This window comes from Pseudomonas siliginis, assembly GCF_024072275.1.
GTDB lineage: Bacteria > Pseudomonadota > Gammaproteobacteria > Pseudomonadales > Pseudomonadaceae > Aquipseudomonas > Aquipseudomonas siliginis.
In genome coordinates, this window is record NZ_CP099598.1 from 4,280,899 (window position 1) to 4,298,490 (window position 17,592).

Annotated in this window: 19 protein-coding genes; all 19 read right to left on the minus strand. The window is 60.2% G+C overall.

Translation table 11 applies throughout. The features are described from left to right. Nucleotide 1: 1 nt before the first annotated feature. Nucleotides 2-1,549 (minus strand): L-arabinose ABC transporter ATP-binding protein AraG, encoded by a 1,548-nt coding sequence (gene araG, locus NF676_RS19665; protein ID WP_041479431.1) that lies wholly within the window; start codon nt 1,547-1,549, stop codon nt 2-4. Nucleotides 1,550-1,602: 53 nt separating this feature from the next. Then, complete coding sequence (locus NF676_RS19670) at nt 1,603-2,607, minus strand: substrate-binding domain-containing protein (protein WP_056788271.1); 1,005 nt, start codon at nt 2,605-2,607, stop codon at nt 1,603-1,605. Nucleotides 2,608-2,744: 137 nt separating this feature from the next. Further along, nucleotides 2,745-3,563 (minus strand): SDR family oxidoreductase, encoded by an 819-nt coding sequence (locus NF676_RS19675; protein ID WP_056788270.1) that lies wholly within the window; start codon nt 3,561-3,563, stop codon nt 2,745-2,747. A gap of 270 nt (nt 3,564-3,833) precedes the next feature. Then, nucleotides 3,834-4,709, minus strand: a complete 876-nt coding sequence (locus NF676_RS19680) for an SMP-30/gluconolactonase/LRE family protein (protein WP_252886637.1) — start codon at nt 4,707-4,709, stop codon at nt 3,834-3,836. A gap of 134 nt (nt 4,710-4,843) precedes the next feature. Further along, nucleotides 4,844-5,560: a FadR/GntR family transcriptional regulator gene (locus tag NF676_RS19685; RefSeq protein ID WP_039760144.1), complete on the minus strand. Its 717-nt coding sequence runs from the start codon at nt 5,558-5,560 to the stop codon at nt 4,844-4,846. Nucleotides 5,561-5,753: 193 nt separating this feature from the next. Further along, nucleotides 5,754-6,314, minus strand: coding sequence for a DUF1285 domain-containing protein (locus tag NF676_RS19690; protein WP_252878696.1), 561 nt, complete (start codon nt 6,312-6,314; stop codon nt 5,754-5,756). A 14-nt stretch (nt 6,315-6,328) separates the two neighbouring features. After that, on the minus strand, nt 6,329-6,934 hold the full coding sequence (locus NF676_RS19695; RefSeq protein ID WP_016770979.1) for a DUF4823 domain-containing protein: 606 nt from the start codon (nt 6,932-6,934) through the stop codon (nt 6,329-6,331). 166 nt (nt 6,935-7,100) lie between these two features. Beyond that, the gene (locus NF676_RS19700; protein WP_252886638.1) at nt 7,101-8,069 is read right to left on the minus strand and encodes a GTP 3',8-cyclase MoaA; all 969 of its coding nucleotides are present in this window, start codon (nt 8,067-8,069) and stop codon (nt 7,101-7,103) included. Nucleotides 8,070-8,207: 138 nt separating this feature from the next. Further along, nucleotides 8,208-8,846 (minus strand): TetR/AcrR family transcriptional regulator, encoded by a 639-nt coding sequence (locus NF676_RS19705; RefSeq protein ID WP_016770981.1) that lies wholly within the window; start codon nt 8,844-8,846, stop codon nt 8,208-8,210. A 351-nt stretch (nt 8,847-9,197) separates the two neighbouring features. Further along, a complete protein-coding gene (locus tag NF676_RS19710) occupies nt 9,198-9,989 on the minus strand; it encodes a TatD family hydrolase (RefSeq protein WP_252886639.1) in 792 nt (263 codons plus the stop codon). 15 nt (nt 9,990-10,004) lie between these two features. After that, nucleotides 10,005-10,361: a PilZ domain-containing protein gene (locus NF676_RS19715; protein ID WP_016770983.1), complete on the minus strand. Its 357-nt coding sequence runs from the start codon at nt 10,359-10,361 to the stop codon at nt 10,005-10,007. Between the two features lie 42 nt (nt 10,362-10,403). Beyond that, on the minus strand, nt 10,404-11,387 hold the full coding sequence (locus NF676_RS19720; protein WP_252886640.1) for a DNA polymerase III subunit delta': 984 nt from the start codon (nt 11,385-11,387) through the stop codon (nt 10,404-10,406). Beyond that, the gene (tmk, locus tag NF676_RS19725) at nt 11,380-12,012 is read right to left on the minus strand and encodes a dTMP kinase (protein ID WP_016770985.1); all 633 of its coding nucleotides are present in this window, start codon (nt 12,010-12,012) and stop codon (nt 11,380-11,382) included. Before tmk ends, NF676_RS19720 begins: the two co-directional genes overlap by 8 nt. Nucleotides 12,013-12,031: 19 nt before the next feature. After that, complete coding sequence (gene mltG, locus NF676_RS19730) at nt 12,032-13,201, minus strand: endolytic transglycosylase MltG (protein ID WP_252886641.1); 1,170 nt, start codon at nt 13,199-13,201, stop codon at nt 12,032-12,034. A gap of 3 nt (nt 13,202-13,204) precedes the next feature. After that, a complete protein-coding gene (pabC, locus tag NF676_RS19735) occupies nt 13,205-14,020 on the minus strand; it encodes an aminodeoxychorismate lyase (protein ID WP_056788247.1) in 816 nt (271 codons plus the stop codon). Continuing rightward, nucleotides 14,020-15,264: a beta-ketoacyl-ACP synthase II gene (gene fabF, locus NF676_RS19740; protein ID WP_038860467.1), complete on the minus strand. Its 1,245-nt coding sequence runs from the start codon at nt 15,262-15,264 to the stop codon at nt 14,020-14,022. The genes pabC and fabF overlap by 1 nt, the downstream gene beginning before the upstream one ends. A gap of 108 nt (nt 15,265-15,372) precedes the next feature. Continuing rightward, complete coding sequence (gene acpP, locus NF676_RS19745) at nt 15,373-15,609, minus strand: acyl carrier protein (RefSeq protein WP_003175607.1); 237 nt, start codon at nt 15,607-15,609, stop codon at nt 15,373-15,375. Nucleotides 15,610-15,805: 196 nt separating this feature from the next. Beyond that, entirely contained in the window at nt 15,806-16,549 is a 744-nt protein-coding gene (fabG, locus tag NF676_RS19750) for a 3-oxoacyl-ACP reductase FabG (protein ID WP_016770989.1), read from the minus strand. Between the two features lie 16 nt (nt 16,550-16,565). After that, on the minus strand, nt 16,566-17,504 hold the full coding sequence (fabD, locus tag NF676_RS19755; RefSeq protein ID WP_056788244.1) for an ACP S-malonyltransferase: 939 nt from the start codon (nt 17,502-17,504) through the stop codon (nt 16,566-16,568). Between the last annotated feature and the right edge of the window lie 88 nt (nt 17,505-17,592).

Genomic DNA, 17,592 nt, shown 5'->3' on the forward strand with positions numbered 1-17,592 from the left:
CTCAGTTCGCCACGCCGTCAGCGCGGTGGCGCGGCAAAGCCAGTTGCAGCAGGTTGGATTCATTGGCCTGGTCGCGGCTGACTTCGCCGCGCAGGGCGCCTTCGCACAGCACCAGGATGCGGTCGGAAATGCCCATCACTTCCATCAGATCGCTGGACACCACGATCACCGAAATACCGTCGGCGGCGAGGTTATGAATGATCTGGTAGATCTCGGCCTTGGCGCCGATGTCGATGCCACGGGTCGGTTCGTCGAGCAGCAGGACTTTCATCGGCATCGATAGCCAGCGGCCGAGAATGGCCTTCTGCTGATTGCCGCCGGAAAGGAACTTGATCTGCTGGCCGGCGTGCGGGGTTTTCACTTTCAGGGCCTTGATCTGCTTGTCGGCGTTGCCCTTTTCCCACAGGCCGCGAATCAGGCAGCCGAGCCCGGAATGCGCACCGCGGGCACTGATGTTGATGTTCTCGGCAACGCTGGCCAACGGGATGATGCCTTCCTTCTTGCGGTCTTCCGGGCAGAGCAAAATGCCGGCGGCGATCGCGTCACGCGGCGAGCGCAGTTTCAGCTCATGGCCGCGCAGTTCGAGACGGCCAGCGGTGTTGCGCTCCAGGCCGCTGAGCAGGCGAAACAGCTCGGTGCGCCCTGCCCCGACCAGCCCGAACAGGCCAAGGATTTCGCCCTTGTGCGCTTCGAAACTGATCGGCTCACGCAGGCCCGGGCCGAGCAAACCATCGACCTTCAACGCCACGGCACCGCGCGGGCGATGGCGATAATCGTAGATGTCCTGAATATCGCGGCCGACCATGCAGGTCACCAGTTGATCGTGGGTCAACTGGCTCATGTCGTCGAATGTACGTACGTAGCGGCCGTCCTTGAACACGGTGACGGCGTCGCAAATGCGGAAGACTTCTTCCATGCGATGGGAAACGTAGAGCACCACTTTGCCTTCGTCGCGCAGGCGACCGATGATCGCCATCAAGCGATCGATCTCCCGCGCCGAGAGGCTGCTGGTCGGTTCGTCGAAAGCGATGACGTGAGCGCCGCGCGACAGCGCCTTGGCGATTTCCACCAGTTGCCGCTGACCCAGCGACAAGCGTCCGACCTTGGTTTGCGGATCGATTTCGTCGGCCAGGCCTTTCAGGCAATTCAAGGCTTTCTGGCGCAGCTCACTGCGATTGATCAGGCCGAAACTGGCCGGCAGATGGCCAAGAAACAGGTTTTCGGCCACGGTCATTTCCGGGACCAGATGCAGTTCCTGGTGAATCACCGCGACGCCGCTGCCGATGCTGTCAGCGGTGGACTTGAACGCCATCGCCTGCTCGCCGATCTGCAGCTCGCCGCTGCTTGGGATGTAAGCGCCACCGAGGATTTTCAGCAGGGTCGATTTGCCCGCGCCGTTCTCGCCCATCAAGGCATGAACCTGGCCGGGGTGGGCGACGAAGCTGATACCGTCGAGCGCTTTCACGCCGGGAAAGGTCTTGCCGATCCCGTTGAAGCGCAGGCTGCCGCTGGCGCCGTGTTGTTCTTGTGTCTGTACTTGCGCGTGCATAAAGCCACCTCTTCACACCGAAAAACGGCCCGGCTGCCCGGGCCGTCGCTGCCTCAGTTCCACAAGCCGATTTTTTCCAGCTCTTGCTTGAAGTTTTCGCGGGTGATCAGGGTGACGTCATCCATGGCGGTGTACTTCGGCGGCTCTTTGCCGGCGGTGATCCACTCGTACATCATCTCGGCAGTCTTGTAGCCTTCGATGTGCGGGCTTGGCAGCATCGAACCGAAGAAGCCGCTGTTAGGCTTTTTCAACTCGCCGATGGCGTCGGTGCCGTTGATGCCGATGCCGATCACGTTGCTCGCGGCAAACCCGGCCGCTTCGGTGGCGCGCACGCCGCCGAGCACGGTGTTGTCGTTCATGCCGCCGATGATCAGGTTTTTCGCCGCGCTCGGCAGTTTCACCAGCGCCGAGTTGGTGGCGTCCATGCTGCCCGGTACGTCGAGGGTTTTCAGCGCGGCGAAGAGGATGTGATCCTCGGGCATGCCGGCCTTCTTCAGGGCATCGACCGAACCGTCGGTGCGCTTCTTGCCGGTGTCGAGTTCGTTGTAGGTGTTGACCACCGCGTAGGTGTCTTTCCATTCCCAGTTACGCTTTTTCGCTTCGGCGGCCATCGCGGCGCCCTGCTTCTGGCCGACTTCAAACGCGGCCATGCCCAGGTACGGCACGTCTTCCATGAATTTGCCGTTGGCGTCGACAAAACGGTCGTCGACGGCAATCACTTTCAGGTCATTGATCTTGGCTTTGGCCATGATGGCCGGGCCGAGGGACACGTCCGGCGGGCAGATCACAAAACCCTTGGCGCCGTTGGCGGCCAGGCTGTCGATGGCCGAAAGGGTCTTCTCGCCATCCGGTACCGCGATCTTGATCAGTTCAAAGCCTTTGTCCTTGGCGGCTTTTTCGGCAAAAGCCCATTCGGTCTGGAACCACGGTTCTTCGGCCTGCTTGACCAGAAAACCGATCTTCACCGCGTCGGCGGCGAGCAGCGCACTGCTCAGGCTGAACGCAGTGACCGCCAGGGCAGTGCTGCACAGGGTACGAATCCCGAAACGACGTTTCATCAGATGACTCCTTGTTATTTTTTTTGAGCAAGGTTTGAAAAGCGTTGAAGCGTGTTCTCAGTGAAGCTGTTTGAAAATAGTCATATCGTATGATGATTGGATTTCAAGCGTAGTTCAGCGCTGGAAATCCGTTTTATTCAGTCGTGGTACATCACCGAGCGGCCGCCATCGATGGTGATGCACGAAGCATTGATAAACGGTGCCTCATCGCTGGCCAGAAACACCGCCGTCATCGCCACTTCGATCGGCTGGCCGATGCGCTTGGGCGGGTGCAGGTCAAAGGCGCGCTGCCGCTCGGCGTGCGGATCGGCAAAGCCGTTCCAGTAGTCGACGTTCAGCTGCGTTTCGATGTAGCCCGGCGCGATGGCGTTGACGCGAATGCCTTTGGCCGCGTATTCGATGCCGAGCGCGCGGGTCAGGCCGAGCAAGCCGTGCTTGGCCACCGGGTACGGGAAGCAGCCGGGAATGATGTGGCTGGAATGGGTCGAGGCGATGTTGATGATGCTGCCCACGCCCTGCTCGATCATCTGCGGCAGCACGGCTTTGCAGCCATACCAGGCGCCGTCCAGATCGATGGCGAAGCAGCGGCGCCAGTCCTCTTCGGTCATCTGCAAAGGATCGCGGAACACATTGACCCCGGCGCAGTTGACCAGCACATCGATGCGGCCATGCAATTCCACGGCGCGTCGGGCCAGGGCATGCAGATCCTGCTGATTCGATACGTCGACCTTGAGCGCCTGCACGTCATGGCCCTGATCGCGCCAGTGAGCGGCGACCTGCTCGACCTTGTCGGCCTGGATGTCGCTGATGAGTAATCTGGCTTGCTGCGCGGCGAAGGCGGCGACAATCGCTTCGCCGATGCCCTGAGCGGCCCCGGTCAACAGCACGACCTTGTTTTTCAGACGCTCGCCTTTCGGCGGGGCCGACACTTGCGGCAATGTCAGCGCTTCAGCCATGGCTCAGGCCTCCTGCACGCAGGCGCAAAAAAACCGGCCATCGGTGGATGTCCGGTTCTGACGGCTCGGGAAATCAGACAGGCAAGCGGCGTCAACGGCATTGAGCCGTGGCGAAAGGCGGATCCCGCTTGCGCGGGCGACAAGAATTCGCTGCATCACTTCACCTGTTTTGTTCTTTTTAAGTGTGAGTGCGTGTTACTGCTGGAGCCGACTATAAACCCGACCGCCAAATAATCTCAATATATAATTTTGCATCCCATATTTTGGGATCTAGCCAGCAAAACGCGTACAGAGTTTTCCTGCAACGTCGACGCGCATGCTCAGCACCGCGCCATCCAATGGATGATTCAGTGGACTCTTGGCGCTGGTGATGAATAAGGTTTTCAAGTCTTCGCCACCGAACACACAACTGGTCGGGCGACTGACCGGCAGATCGATTTTGCGATCCACCTGCCCGTCCGGCGTCAGGCGCAGCAGGCAACTGCCGTCCCAGCGTGCATTCCACACGTAGCCTTCGGCGTCCATCGCCGAGCCATCGGGACCACCGTGTCGATCGGACGAGTAGAACACCTGCGGAGCATCGAGACTGCCGTCGGTGCGGATGAAATATCGATTGAGCGTGCTGTCGAGACTTTCACCGAACAGCAGCGTGGTGCCGTCGTCACTCCACAGCAGGGTGTTGGGGATGCCCAGGCCGAGCAGCAGCGGTGTGACGCGCTGATCGGGATCGATACGGAACAGGCCACCGGAACGGCGCACCAGCGGCAGATCCTCGCCGTGCTCGCCGATGTTGTTCTGCATGGTGCCAAGCCACAAGCGGCCCAAGGCATCGCAACGGGCTTCGTTGGGGCGGTTGCCCGGTTGCGGGTCGGCGACACAGAACAGCGTCAAACGTGGCTCGAGGCCAGGCGAATCGAGATCGAGGCGGTAGACACCACTGGTCAATGTCACCAGCGCATCGCCGCTGGCGCAGGGAATGAAGGCGGAGATGTGCTCGGGCATCTGCCAGATCTGCACGTTCTGGCCGATCAGGCGCAACGCTTGTTTACCGGCGATATCGACCCAGTACAACGCCTGGGTCGGCGCATCCCAGAACGGGCCTTCGCCGAGTTGCGCGCGGTGTTGGGTCAGGGCGGTGCAGGTCATCTGGAATCCTTCATGTTCTTGTTGTTTCCAATGTGGGAGCGAGCCTGCTCGCGAAGGCGGCGTGTCAGTCAATGATGATGTATCTGACCTGACGCATTCGCGAGCAGGCTCGCTCCCACAGGGGATTTTCGGTCTTAGCTGGCTTTGCGGTCCGCCATGACTTTCGGGTAAAAGCGTTTTATCGCCAGATCGGCATTGTCGATCAAGGTCATGCACGCCCACACGCCACGGGTCGAATCGCGCGCGGCGATGGCGTCGGCCATGTCTTTGTGAATCGGCAAGGTACGGCGCAGTTCATCGGGGTCGGCGGCGGAGACTTCGAACGACACCGCCAGCAACGCGCCGAGGGCCGGGACCATTTGTTCGATGAACTGATTATGGCTGGCGGCCAGGATGCATTCGTGGAAGGCCTGGTCGGCACGGTTGTAATCGATGCCACTGTCGACCGCACGTTCCAGTGCGTTGAAGGCCAATTGCACCGCTTCGATCTGCTCCGGCGTTGCGCGCTCACAGGCCCAGCGCACCGCCATCGGCTCGATGGTGCGGCGCAAATCCAGCAGATCATCGACGAAGTTTTCCGGCAAGCCGTTGCGCGATAGCCAACCGACCACTTGCGGATCAAACAGATTCCAGCGCCGGACCGGCAATACCCGCGTGCCGACTTTCGGCCCGACTTCGAGCATGCCTTTGGCGACGAGGGTTTTGATGGCTTCGCGAATCACCGTGCGGCTGACGCCAAGCTGCTCGCCCAGATCCGCCTCGACCTTGATGGTCTGCCCCGGCTTGACCTGACCGGCCGCAATCCAGCTGCCCAGCCAGTCAACGGTCGACGCATGAAAGCTGCTGGACATGTACACCTCAAGGCGAATCGCGATGGGTGCCTACGCTAATCATCATACGAATAACAGTCAACCGGATTTTTTTTAGCTTGCACAAACCATTGTGGGAGCGAGCCTGCTCGCGAAAGCGTCGTGTCAGTCAACATTGCTGGCGACTGATACACCGCGTTCGCGAGCAGGCTCGCTCTCACATTTTAATGTTGTGTCAGGGTTCCAGGCCGATGCGAAAGAACTCGCCGCCGCTCCACACGCCCAACCAGCGCTGACCATCGATCTCGCGGCTCACCGCCAGTTCCACCAACTGGTAAAACACATTGCGGTGAATCAGCGCTTCAAGGTTGCTGCGCACATGCACATAGGGCGCAGGCTCCTGAGTCTCAGGATCGATCTCGACACGCAGCGGATGCTCAGTCCCCGCTTCGGTGGTTTCCTCGACGTTGGTGGTAAAGCGCAAAACCTGCGCCTCGCCCTCCCCCTCCACGTCAACGGCAACCGCCACGAACGGCGCGTCATCGACCTTGATCCCGACCTTCTCGACCGGGGTGATCAGGAAATAATCATCGCCGTCGCGGCGGATGATGGTGGAGAACAGTTTGACCATCGGCTTGCGCCCGATCGGCGTACCCAGGTAGTACCAGGTGCCGTCACGGGCAATGCGCATGTCGATGTCGCCGCAGAAATCCGGGTTCCACAAATGCACCGGTGGCAGGCCTTTGGTCTTGGGGATCTGCCCCAGCAGGTCATTGGCTGTTTGCGGGTCACTCATGGCGTACTCCTTGATTACTGGTCGCCGATCCCCAGCAGGCTGCGTGCGTATTGCGCCAGCGGCGGACCGATGAGGTCTTCGGGTTTGGAATCATGGAACGTCAGTAAACCGCCACGACTCTTGATCCGTGCAGTATCAATCAAATACTGGGTGCTGGTCTCGATCAACATGATCTGAATCACGCCGCCATCGATACCGAGGCGATCCACGGCTTCCTGGTCCAGCCACTCATCGGAGTTGCCGATGCGGTCGTCTGCCTTGGCGAATCGTGTGTAGAGCAGATAATGCGCGCCGGCATCACGGGCTTCACCCATGGCCTGGTCGAGGCCTTCCGGCGCACGGGCGCGGCGGACCATCGGGAAGTATTCGACAAAGCCCTTGAAGGCTTCTTCGGCGACCACGTTCGGCCGTGGATAGGAACCACCCGGTGGCGCGAACGCGCCCTGGGCGATAAAGATGAACGAGTCCGGCTGAATGCGGAGATTGTTCACCCGGCGGCTGTCGCTATGGTCCAGAAGCCCCGCATCGCTCATGTGATAGCGAGTGCCTTCGGCCATATCGCTGACATTCATGCAGCCACCAAGCGCCAAAACGGCCAGCAGCAAAACCAGGCTACGCATCCTATTCCTCCAGAAGCCGGTGTCGGAAAACCGGCGAATGGCCGTTGAATGCAGCTTTTGCGCCAGCTCGGCAAATTCAGTGATAGAGGCATTCGCGAGCAGGCTCGCTCCCACAATTGAAATGCATTCCAAATGTGGGAGCGAGCCTGCTCGCGAAGGCGGTTAATCAGCCGCCAATGATCTTCATGACAGTAGCGCCGCCAGAGAACGCCACCTCCTGCTTGTCACCCAACGCCTTGACCAGCAAACGTTGCAGCGCCGGCAACGCCTGGTGGCGCGGCTTGTCGAGCAGATCGCCGACATAGTGGCGGTTGCTCGACGACAAACAGCCATGCAGCCAACCGGTCGATGACAGGCGCAAGCGCGAACACGTACGGCAGAACGGCACACTTTCGTTGGCGATCACCCCGAAAGTGCCGCGACCGGGAATCGCATAGCGCACAGCCGTGGCGTCCACCGGTGCGTCGGTCTGGGCGTATTCATAGCGCTCGCCAATCAGGCCGAGCAACTGCTCAAGGCTGACGAACTGCTGCAGGAAGGCATTGGAATCCTTGGCCAGGTGGCCCATGCGCATCAGCTCGATGAAGCGCAGTTCGAAGCCGCGCTCCAGACAGTAATCAAGCAACGGCATGACCTGATCGAGGTTTTGCCCGCGCAACGGCACCATGTTGACCTTGATCTTCATCCCGGCAACGGCAGCCTGATCCATGCCATCGAGCACGCTGGCCAGATCGCCGCCCCGAGCGATGCTGCGAAAAGCAGCGGCATCAAGAGTGTCGAGGGAAACGTTGATCCGACGCAGACCGGCATCGACCAGCAGCGGCAGTTTTTTCGCGAGGAGTTGACCATTGGTGGTCAGGCTGATGTCGTCGAGGCCCATCTGGCCGACGGCAGTCATGAACGATTCGAGTTTGGGGCTGACCAGTGGCTCGCCGCCAGTGATGCGCAGGCGCTCGATGCCGGCCGCTTCGATCAGGTATTCGACGCCGCGCGCCATGGCTTCGGCCGACAGCTCATCCTGCGCAGCGACCAACCGCTTGCCGTTGGGCACGCAGTAGGTACAGGCGTAATTGCAGGCAGAGGTCAGGCTGATGCGCAGATTGCGAAAACGCCTGCCTTGACGGTCAACGATCATGAAACACTCCGGCGAAAGAAAATCGAGCGAGCAAAACTTGACTGAGAAATCAGGTTTTAGCAAGCCCTATGCCTGAGTATATTCCTGCGCTATTGCGCCATGTTGTGAAAACACGGCGCAATCAGCCCGCTGAATGACTTAGGTGCTCGGCGTTTCCGGGTCGCGCTTGCGCTTGTTGCCCATGCGCACGCCGATGTCCATCAGGAACTGGAAGAAGCCTTCCTGATCTTCCAGCACATTGCTCCAGAATGGCGAGTGATACAGCGCCACCGCGCCGTGCACCAGCGCCCAGGATGCGCAGTAGTGGAAGTACGGCGGCACGTCTTCGAGCTTGCCTTCGCTGATGCGACCCTTGATCAGCAGGGTCAGGCGTTCGAAGTTCGAGGCACGGATCTTGTGCAGTTCCTCGACCATCTCCGGCACCTGATTGCCCTTGACCACTTTCTCTTCGAGGCGGTCGAACAGGCGATAGCGCTGCGGGTCGCGCATGCGGAATTCGAAGTAGGCGCGCGACAGCGCTTCCTTGTCCTTGTCGACATCGGCCGAATGCAGCAGCTCGTTCAGATCGCGCTCGTAGTCGAGCATCAGGCGCAAGTAGATCTCCGCCTTAGATTTGAAGTGCTTGTAGATCGTGCCTTTGCCGATACCCACGGCATCAGCAATCATCTCGACGGTGACACTGTCTTCACCCTGGTCGAGGAACAGCTTGAGCGCGGTATCGAGAATTTCCTGCTCGCGGCGACGAAATTCACGGACCTTACGAGGTTCTTTATGCATAAGAAAAAGGTCTGAAGGGTCAAAATTCGAAGCCGCGTATTATGCCTAACTTGCGCAAAAAAGCACGGTTCATCGACCAAATCTGTGTTTCTTGTTCATTTCGAGAACGAATCGGGGGCAATGAGAACTCAACTGAAGCAAACGTATTCCAAATTTGTTTAAAAACCCCGACCGGCTCACTGGACTGCACGCCAGACTGATCAATACTTGAACTGTCGGGCGACATCTCCCCCAAGTGTCGTGCCGGTAAAGGTACCAACGGACCGCGTGCCTTTGTTTTACTCCTAATGGTCTTAACCCGGATTCACCCCCCAGAACCCGGGTTTTTTTTGCCTGCGATTTGGCCTGCCGTCATACGGCAGATTTAACACTCGCCAGCGGGAACAAGCGCTTGAAGTTTTCCGTGGTCTGCTCGGCAAAGCGCTCGTAGTTCTCACCACGCAGCATTGCTAGAAACTCCGCGACTTCGCGCACGTACTGCGGCAGGTTCGGCTTGCCGCGATACGGAATCGGCGCCAGATACGGCGAATCGGTTTCCACCAGCAGGCGATCGGCCGGCACCTTGCTCGCCACGTCACGCAAGGCGTCGGCATTGCGGAACGTAACAATGCCCGACAGGGAAATGTAATAGCCCATGTCCAGCGCCGCTTTGGCCATGTCCCAGTCTTCGGTGAAGCAATGCAACACACCCGCCTGGGGCAGCGCCGCTTCGCGCAGCAGTTCCAGGGTGTCGGCACGAGCGCCACGGGTGTGGATGATCACCGGTTTGCCGGTCTGCTGCGCCGCTTGCAGGTGCAGGCGAAACGACTCCTGCTGCAACTCGGCAGCTTCCGGCTCGTAGTGATAGTCGAGACCGGTTTCGCCGATCGCCACCACTTTCGGGTGATCGAGTTCGTGCAGCAGCCAGTCCAGCGCCGGTGCCGCGCCCGGCTGCACATCCAGTGGATGCACGCCGACCGAGCAATCGACATCGACATAACGCTCGGCGAGGCCTTTGACGTCGGCGGCGTTGTCGGCGCTGACGCCAATGCACAAAAAGTGTCCGACCCCGCGCTCACGGGCCGCAGCGAGTGCGGCATCCAGCGAGCCGTCATGGGCGGCGAGGTCGAGACGGTCAAGGTGACAATGGGAATCTACGAGCATAAAAAGGACTGCAACTTACATCGTATGAGTGGGACGGTCGGATTTCAGCGCTCCGGCCAGATGAGTTTCGATGCGACTGCGCGCGGTGTCGTCGCCGTCGTTGAATTGCACACCGACACCGGCGGCGCGATTGCCTTGTGCGCCTTTGGGGGTGATCCAGGCGACTTTGCCGGCGACCGGAATTTTTTCCGCTTCATCCATCAGGTGCAACAGCATGAACACCTCGTCGCCCAACCGGTAGCTTTTGTTGGTCGGGATGAACAGTCCGCCATTCTTGATGAACGGCATGTAGGCGGCGTAGAGCACCGACTTGTCCTTGATGGTCAGGGACAAGATGCCGTTACGCGGCCCCGGGCTGACAGGTTCAATCATGTTCACCTCCACTGCTGATCTTCAGAGTCTAGGTACACATTCTTATCTTTGACCAGGCAATCCCACCCATTGCACCAACAATGCTTCCAGCAACAGGGCCGGATTGAGGTTGGCCTTGCTCAGCACTTTCTGTCGCTGGGCGAGAATCCAGTCTTGAATATCCAGCACTTTACCCTGCGCGCTTTTCTGGGCCAGGTACTGCACGACCTTGCGCATATCGGCCAGGCCGAGACCGGCTTCGTCCTGAGTCAGTTGATAGCGCAGGATCAGGCTCGACCAGTCGCAGAACCAGTCGAACAGACGCAGCATCGGAATGCTTTTCCACTCTTCCGCCAGTTGCGTCGGCGATTGCTGACCCTTGAGCAGCTTCTTCACGCCTTCGACCACTTGTGCACGTTGTTCACGCACACCTTGCGATTGCAGGCTGACCGCCATCAGCGGCGACCCGGCGGCGAGGGTCAGCAGTTCGACGCGCTCTTCCTCCGCGCAATCCGGCAGCGCCTGGGCCAGCCATTGCAGACTCATCGCCTCGCCCGGCAGCGGGCAGGCCTGCTGCACGCAACGGCTCTTGATGGTTGGCAACAAACGGCTCGGCTGATGGCTGACCAATAGCAGCACGGTATCGCCGGACGGCTCTTCAAGGCTTTTGAGCAAGGCGTTGGCAGCGTTGATGTTCATCGACTCGACCGGCTCGATCAACACCACTTTGCGCCCGCCGAGCTGCGCGGTCTGCACGACGAAACTGACCAGATCACGAACCTGATCGACCTTGATCGCCTTGTCCGCCTCTTCCGGCTCCAGGATGTAATTGTCCGGATGACTGCCGGCCTTGAGCAGCAAGCAGGATTTGCACTCGCCGCACGCCTCAGGCGTCGGACGCTGGCACAACAGGCTGGCCATTAAGCGTTCGGCGAGCGCACGCTTGCCGATACCGGCCGGACCGTGCAGCAGATAAGCGTGAGCATGCTGAGTGCGTCCGGCCAGTTGCTGCCAAAGGCTGTCCTGCCATGGATAGGCTTCAGCCACGGGCCAGCTCCAGCAAATTCGGTAGCAAGGTGTCCAGCGATTGCTGCACCTTGGCCAATGGCTGACCGGCATCGATGCGCACGTAGCGCGACGGGTCGGCTTCGGCGCGTTTCAGGAACGCATTGCGCACGTTCTCGAAAAACGCCCGGCCTTCGAGTTCGAAACGATCCAGTCGACCACGGGCACTGGCGCGGGCCAGGCCGATTTCAACGGGCAGGTCGAAAATCAAGGTCAGATCGGGCCGCAAGTCGCCCTGCACGAAAGTTTCCAGCGTAGCAATGCGCTCCAGTGACAAACCACGACCGCCGCCCTGATAGGCGTATGTCGAGTCGGTGAAACGATCGCACAGCACCACGGCGCCACGCGCCAGCGCCGGACGAATCACCTCTGCCAGATGCTGGGCCCGCGCGGCGAACACCAGCAACAGCTCGGCGTCCGGGTGCATCACTTCGTCGGCCGGGGTCAGCAGGACATCACGAATCCGTTCGGCCAGCGGTGTACCGCCAGGCTCACGGGTGAGCAGCACTTCGATACCGGCGGCGCGCAGGCGCTCGGCGAGGTATTCGCGATTGGTGCTCTTGCCCGCGCCTTCCGGGCCTTCCAGGGTAATAAACAAGCCAGTCACAGGCAGTCCTTCATCAAAGTCATTGCGCGTTCTGCGGTGCAGCGGCGTCCGGTTCCGGGGCTGGCGCAGGTTCTTGCGGCGGCACTTGCGGCAGCGCCTCGGGCGCGGTGTTCGGCGAGGCCGCCGGAATCGCCACATCGGTGGCCGGCGCGGTTACTGGTGCCGGGCTGGAACGGTAATCGGCGCGGCGCTTGAGCTGGTATTCACGCACTGCGTTGTTGTGCGCATCCAGATCATCGGAGAACACATGGCTGCCATCGCCACGGGCGACGAAATACAGGCTGCTGCCCTCCACCGGGTTGAGCGCAGCATGAATCGCCTCGCGCCCGACCATCGCAATCGGCGTCGGCGGCAAACCGGGAATCACGTAGGTGTTATAGGGTGTCGGTTCTTTCAGATGCGCGCGGGTCAGCTTGCCGGTGTAGCGATCGCCGAGGCCATAGATCACCGTCGGATCCGTCTGCAACTGCATGCCCAACGCCATGCGCCGCACAAACACCCCGGCAATCTGCCCACGCTCCTGCGGAACACCGGTCTCTTTCTCGACCAGCGAGGCCATGATCAGCGCTTGATAAGGTTCGCTGTAAGGCACATCGGCAGAACGCTGCGCCCACTCTTTGGCGAGCACTTCATCGAGACGATCAAAGGCCTTTTTCAGCAGCTCGGCATCGGACATGCCGCGCACGAAACGATAGGTGTCCGGGAAGAACCGGCCTTCAGGGAACAACCCTTTGTGGCCGATCTTCGCCATCACATCGCTGTCGCTCAGGCCGGTGAGGGTCTGCTCGAGCTTGTCGTCCTTGGCCAGGGCGGCGCGCACTTGATGGAAAGTCCAGCCTTCGACCAGGGTTAGGCTGTACTGAACCACGTCGCCGCGCTTCCACGAATCGATCAGACCGTTGACGGTCATGCCCGGCTGCATGCGGTATTCGCCGCTGTGAATCGGTGTGCCGGCGAGGTTGAAGCGCCAGTAGACGCGCAGCCAGAACGCGTCCTTGATGACGCCATCGGTTTCGAGTTCAAGGAAGGTACGGGTCGGTGTAGAGCCTTTCGGCACATCCAGCAGTTGTTCCTGCGGGATGTTCAGGGGCTGTTCCAGCGCCGAATGAATTTTCCAGGCGCTGGCGCCCAACAGCAGCCCTGCCAGAACCAGTCCGGTTTCCAGCAGCAGCAAAAGTTTACGTCTCACGAATCAAGCATCCAGTAGCGCGCGGGCAATGGTTTGCAGTTTACGGGTGAGCGGGCCAACCGGCCAGCTCAGTGCAGCACAGGCGCGTACCGGCCAGACGCCATAAACGCTGTTGCAGACAAACACTTCATCAGCCCATTGCAGCTGTTCGAGGCTGATATCGGCGATTTGCGTGGGGATGGCCAGCGACTCGGCCTGAAACAATATTTCCGCGCGCATCACCCCAGCGACGCCGCAGCGCTTCAAGTCGGGCGTGATCAAGCCACCGTCGCGCACCAGGAAAATATTGCTGTACACACCTTCGACGACGCGCCCGGCCTGATCGAGCATCAAGCCTTCGGCATGCTCGCTGTCCTGCCATTCGGCGCGGGCGAGCACCTGTTCCAGTCGATTCAGATGTTTGAGCCCGGCCAACAACGGCTGCGTAGATAAACGCGTGTTGCAGGGAAACAGGCGGATGCCGTGCTCGGCATGGGCAGCGGGATACGCTGCCGGCGGATTGCCTTGCAGGATGCGTCGGCCCTGCGCCGCAGGATCGGGCGCATAACCACGCAAGCCGTCACCCCGAGTGAGGATAAGCTTGAGCACGCCCTCGCCCATCGCAGCGGCATAGCTGAGCAGCTCATGGCGAACCAGCTCGAGATCGGTCGCGATGGCCAGACGCGCGCAGCCATCAGCCAGACGCGTCAGGTGCCGATCCAGCAGAATCGGCCGAGCACTGCGCACGGCAATGGTCTCGAACAGACCATCGCCGTAAGCCAGGCCGCGATCTTTCAGCGACAGCACGTCAGCCGGTTGACCGTCGACCCAGCTGTCCATCAGCCGGCGAACCGGCGAAACGCCAGAGTGCCGTTGGTGCCGCCAAAACCGAAGGAGTTGGACAGCACGACATCGATGTCCATGTTGCGCGCGGTGTGCGCAACGAAATCGAGATCGCAGCCTTCGTCCGGTTCATCAAGGTTGATGGTCGGCGGTGCCACCTGGCTGTTGATCGCCAGCACGCTGAAAATCGCTTCGACCGCGCCCGCCGCACCCAACAGGTGGCCGGTCATCGACTTGGTCGAGCTGACGGCCAGCTTGTAGGCGTGATCGCCGAACACCGACTTGATCGCATTGGCTTCGGCAAGGTCGCCGGCCGGGGTCGAGGTGCCGTGGGCGTTGATGTACTGCACTTGATCGACATTGATCTTCGCGTCGCGCAGGGCATTGGTGATGCAGCGCGCGGCACCGGCGCCATCGGCGGGTGGCGAGGTCATGTGGAACGCATCGCCACTGGTGCCGAAACCGATCAGCTCGGCGTAGATCGTGGCGCCACGGGCCTTGGCGTGCTCCAGCTCTTCGAGAACCAGAGCGCCAGCACCATCGGACAGAACGAAGCCGTCGCGGCCCTTGTCCCACGGACGGCTGGCGCGGGTTGGCTCGTCGTTGCGGGTCGACAGCGCACGGGATGCGCCGAAGCCGCCCATGCCCAGACCGCAGGCAGCCATTTCCGCACCGCCGGCAATCATCACGTCGGCTTCGTCGTACATGATGTTGCGCGCGGCCATGCCGATACAGTGCGTACCGGTGGTACATGCAGTAGCGATGGCGTAGTTAGGCCCCTGTGCACCTAGGTGGATGGACAGGAAACCGGAAATCATATTGATGATCGAGCCAGGCACAAAGAACGGCGAGATCCGTCGCGGACCGGTCTCGTGCAGGGTGCGGCTGGTCTCTTCGATGTTGGTCAGACCGCCAATCCCCGAACCCATGGCCACGCCAATGCGTTCACGGTTGGCATCGGTGACTTCCAGACCGGCGTTGCGCACGGCTTGGAAGCCTGCGGCGAGGCCGTACTGAATGAACAGGTCGAGCTTGCGCGCTTCCTTGACCGACAGGTATTCCTCGACATTGAAGCCCTTGACCGAACCACCGAAGCGGGTCGAATAGGCAGAAAGGTCGGTGTGTTCGATCAGACCAATGCCACTGCGGCCAGCCAGAATGCCCTGCCAACTGCTCGGCACATCCGTGCCCAGTGGCGACAACATACCCATACCGGTGACTACGACGCGTCTACGCGACACAGCACTCTCCTTTTTCAAATGACGACTTTGCATCAGGCCTAAAGAAAAAACCGCACGCCATGATGGCAGTGCGGTTTTTCCATGACAGCAAGCAACGATTACAAACTATTACGCCTGGTGGCTGGTAACGTAGTCGATTGCAGCTTGTACAGTAGTGATCTTTTCAGCTTCTTCGTCAGGGATTTCGGTCTCGAATTCCTCTTCCAGAGCCATCACCAGCTCAACGGTGTCAAGGGAGTCGGCACCCAGGTCTTCTACGAAGGAAGCGGTGTTGACCACTTCTTCTTCTTTAACACCCAGTTGCTCGGCAACGATTTTCTTGACGCGCTCTTCGATGGTGCTCATACCTTGTTTTCACTCCTAATGGACAAATTCAGGCAGCTGGCCAGTGGGTAAGTGTATAGAAAGACTTTTCAGCTTTTCAACTGAAAGCTTCACTCCTCAAACCCTGCGACCCTCTGCCTATAAATAGATTGCAGCTTTATAACGGATTTTAGACAGCTCGTATGACATTTTTTTGAAGCAATCCGTCACATTTTACTTACATGTACATCCCACCGTTCACCGGGATTGTAGCCCCGGTAACGTATGCCGCACCGTCAGATGCAAGAAAAGCGACCACGGACGCGATCTCTTGAGCTTGCCCCAGACGACCCAGCGGAATCTGCGTCTGCAAGGCTTCACGCTGTGCTTCAGGCAGCTCGCGGGTCATATCGGTGTCGATGAACCCTGGGGTTACCGAGTTGACCGTAATCGAACGCGAACCGACTTCACGCGCCATCGCCCGGCTGAAACCTTCCAGACCGGCCTTGGCGGCTGCATAGTTTACTTGGCCGGCGTTGCCCATGGCACCCACTACCGAGCCAATACTGATAATTCGACCCCAGCGCGCCTTGGTCATGCCACGCAAAACGCCCTTGGACAGGCGATACAGACTGTTCAAGTTGGTATCGATCACGTCGTACCACTCGTCGTCTTTCATGCGCATCATCAGGTTATCGCGGGTGATACCGGCATTATTGACCAGAATCGCCACCGGCGCACCGAACTGCTCCTGAATGCCTGCCAGCACGGCGCTGACCGATTCGTCGCTGGTGACATTGAGTTCGAAACCGGCGCCCTGGATACCGTTTTCCTTCAGGGTCGCGGCAATGCGCTCGGCGCCCGACGCGGAGGTCGCGGTGCCGACAACGATGGCGCCCTGACGACCCAGTTCCAGCGCGATGGCCTGGCCGATGCCGCGGCTTGCACCGGTAACCAGTGCAACTTTACCTTGCAGACTCATGCAAGTTTCTCCTGATTCAGGCCTGCGCTGCGCGAGCGGCAGCGAAGGCGTCTGGGGTATTGAGATTGGAAGTCGAAACGCCTTCGGCGCAACGTTTGTTCAGGCCAGCGAGGACTTTGCCCGGGCCGCATTCAACCAGATTGGTCGCGCCCTTGGCGGCCAAAGTCTGCACCGATTCAACCCAGCGCACTGGCTTGTAGAGCTGTTCGAGCAGATCGCGCTTGAGGGTTTCCAGATCGGCTGGCACTTGTGCGCTGACGTTCTGCACCACCGGGATCTGCGGCGCCTGCCAGTCGATGGCGGCGATGGATTCGGCGAAACGCTCGGCAGCCGGACGCATCAGCTCGCAGTGCGACGGCACGCTCACCGGCAATGGCATGGCGCGCTTGGCACCACGGGCCTTGCAACCCTCGATGGCGCGCTCGACGGCCGCCTTGGCACCGGCGATCACCACTTGGCCCGGCGAGTTGAAATTCACTGCGCTGACGACTTCGCCTTGCGCCGCTTCGGCGCAGGCAGCCAGCACGTCGGCATCTTCCAGGCCGAGGATCGCGGCCATGCCGCCTTGCCCGGCCGGCACCGCTTCCTGCATCAACTGGCCACGGCGCTCGACGAGCTTGACCGCGTCAGCCAGGGTCAGGCTGCCGGCGGCAACCAGCGCGCTGTATTCACCCAGGCTGTGGCCGGCGACAAACGCCGGACGCGCGCCGCCTTCGGCCAGCCACAGACGCCACAGGGCGATCGAAGCGGTCAGAATGGCTGGTTGGGTTTTGTCGGTTTGATTGAGCAGCTCTTCCGGACCCTGTTGGGTCAGTGCCCACAGGTCGTAGCCCAGCGCAGCAGAGGCTTCTTGAAAGGTTTCGAGGATCAGCGGATGTTGCGCGCCCAGCTCGGCCAGCATGCCGAGGGACTGCGAACCCTGTCCTGGAAAGACGAATGCGAGGGAAGCAGACATGTAACAAGCCCCTAATGATCTTGTCGTCGGAAAATAACGCCCCGTTGGGGACGCCAGAAACTGACAGTTTGGATGGCCCTTTGAACCG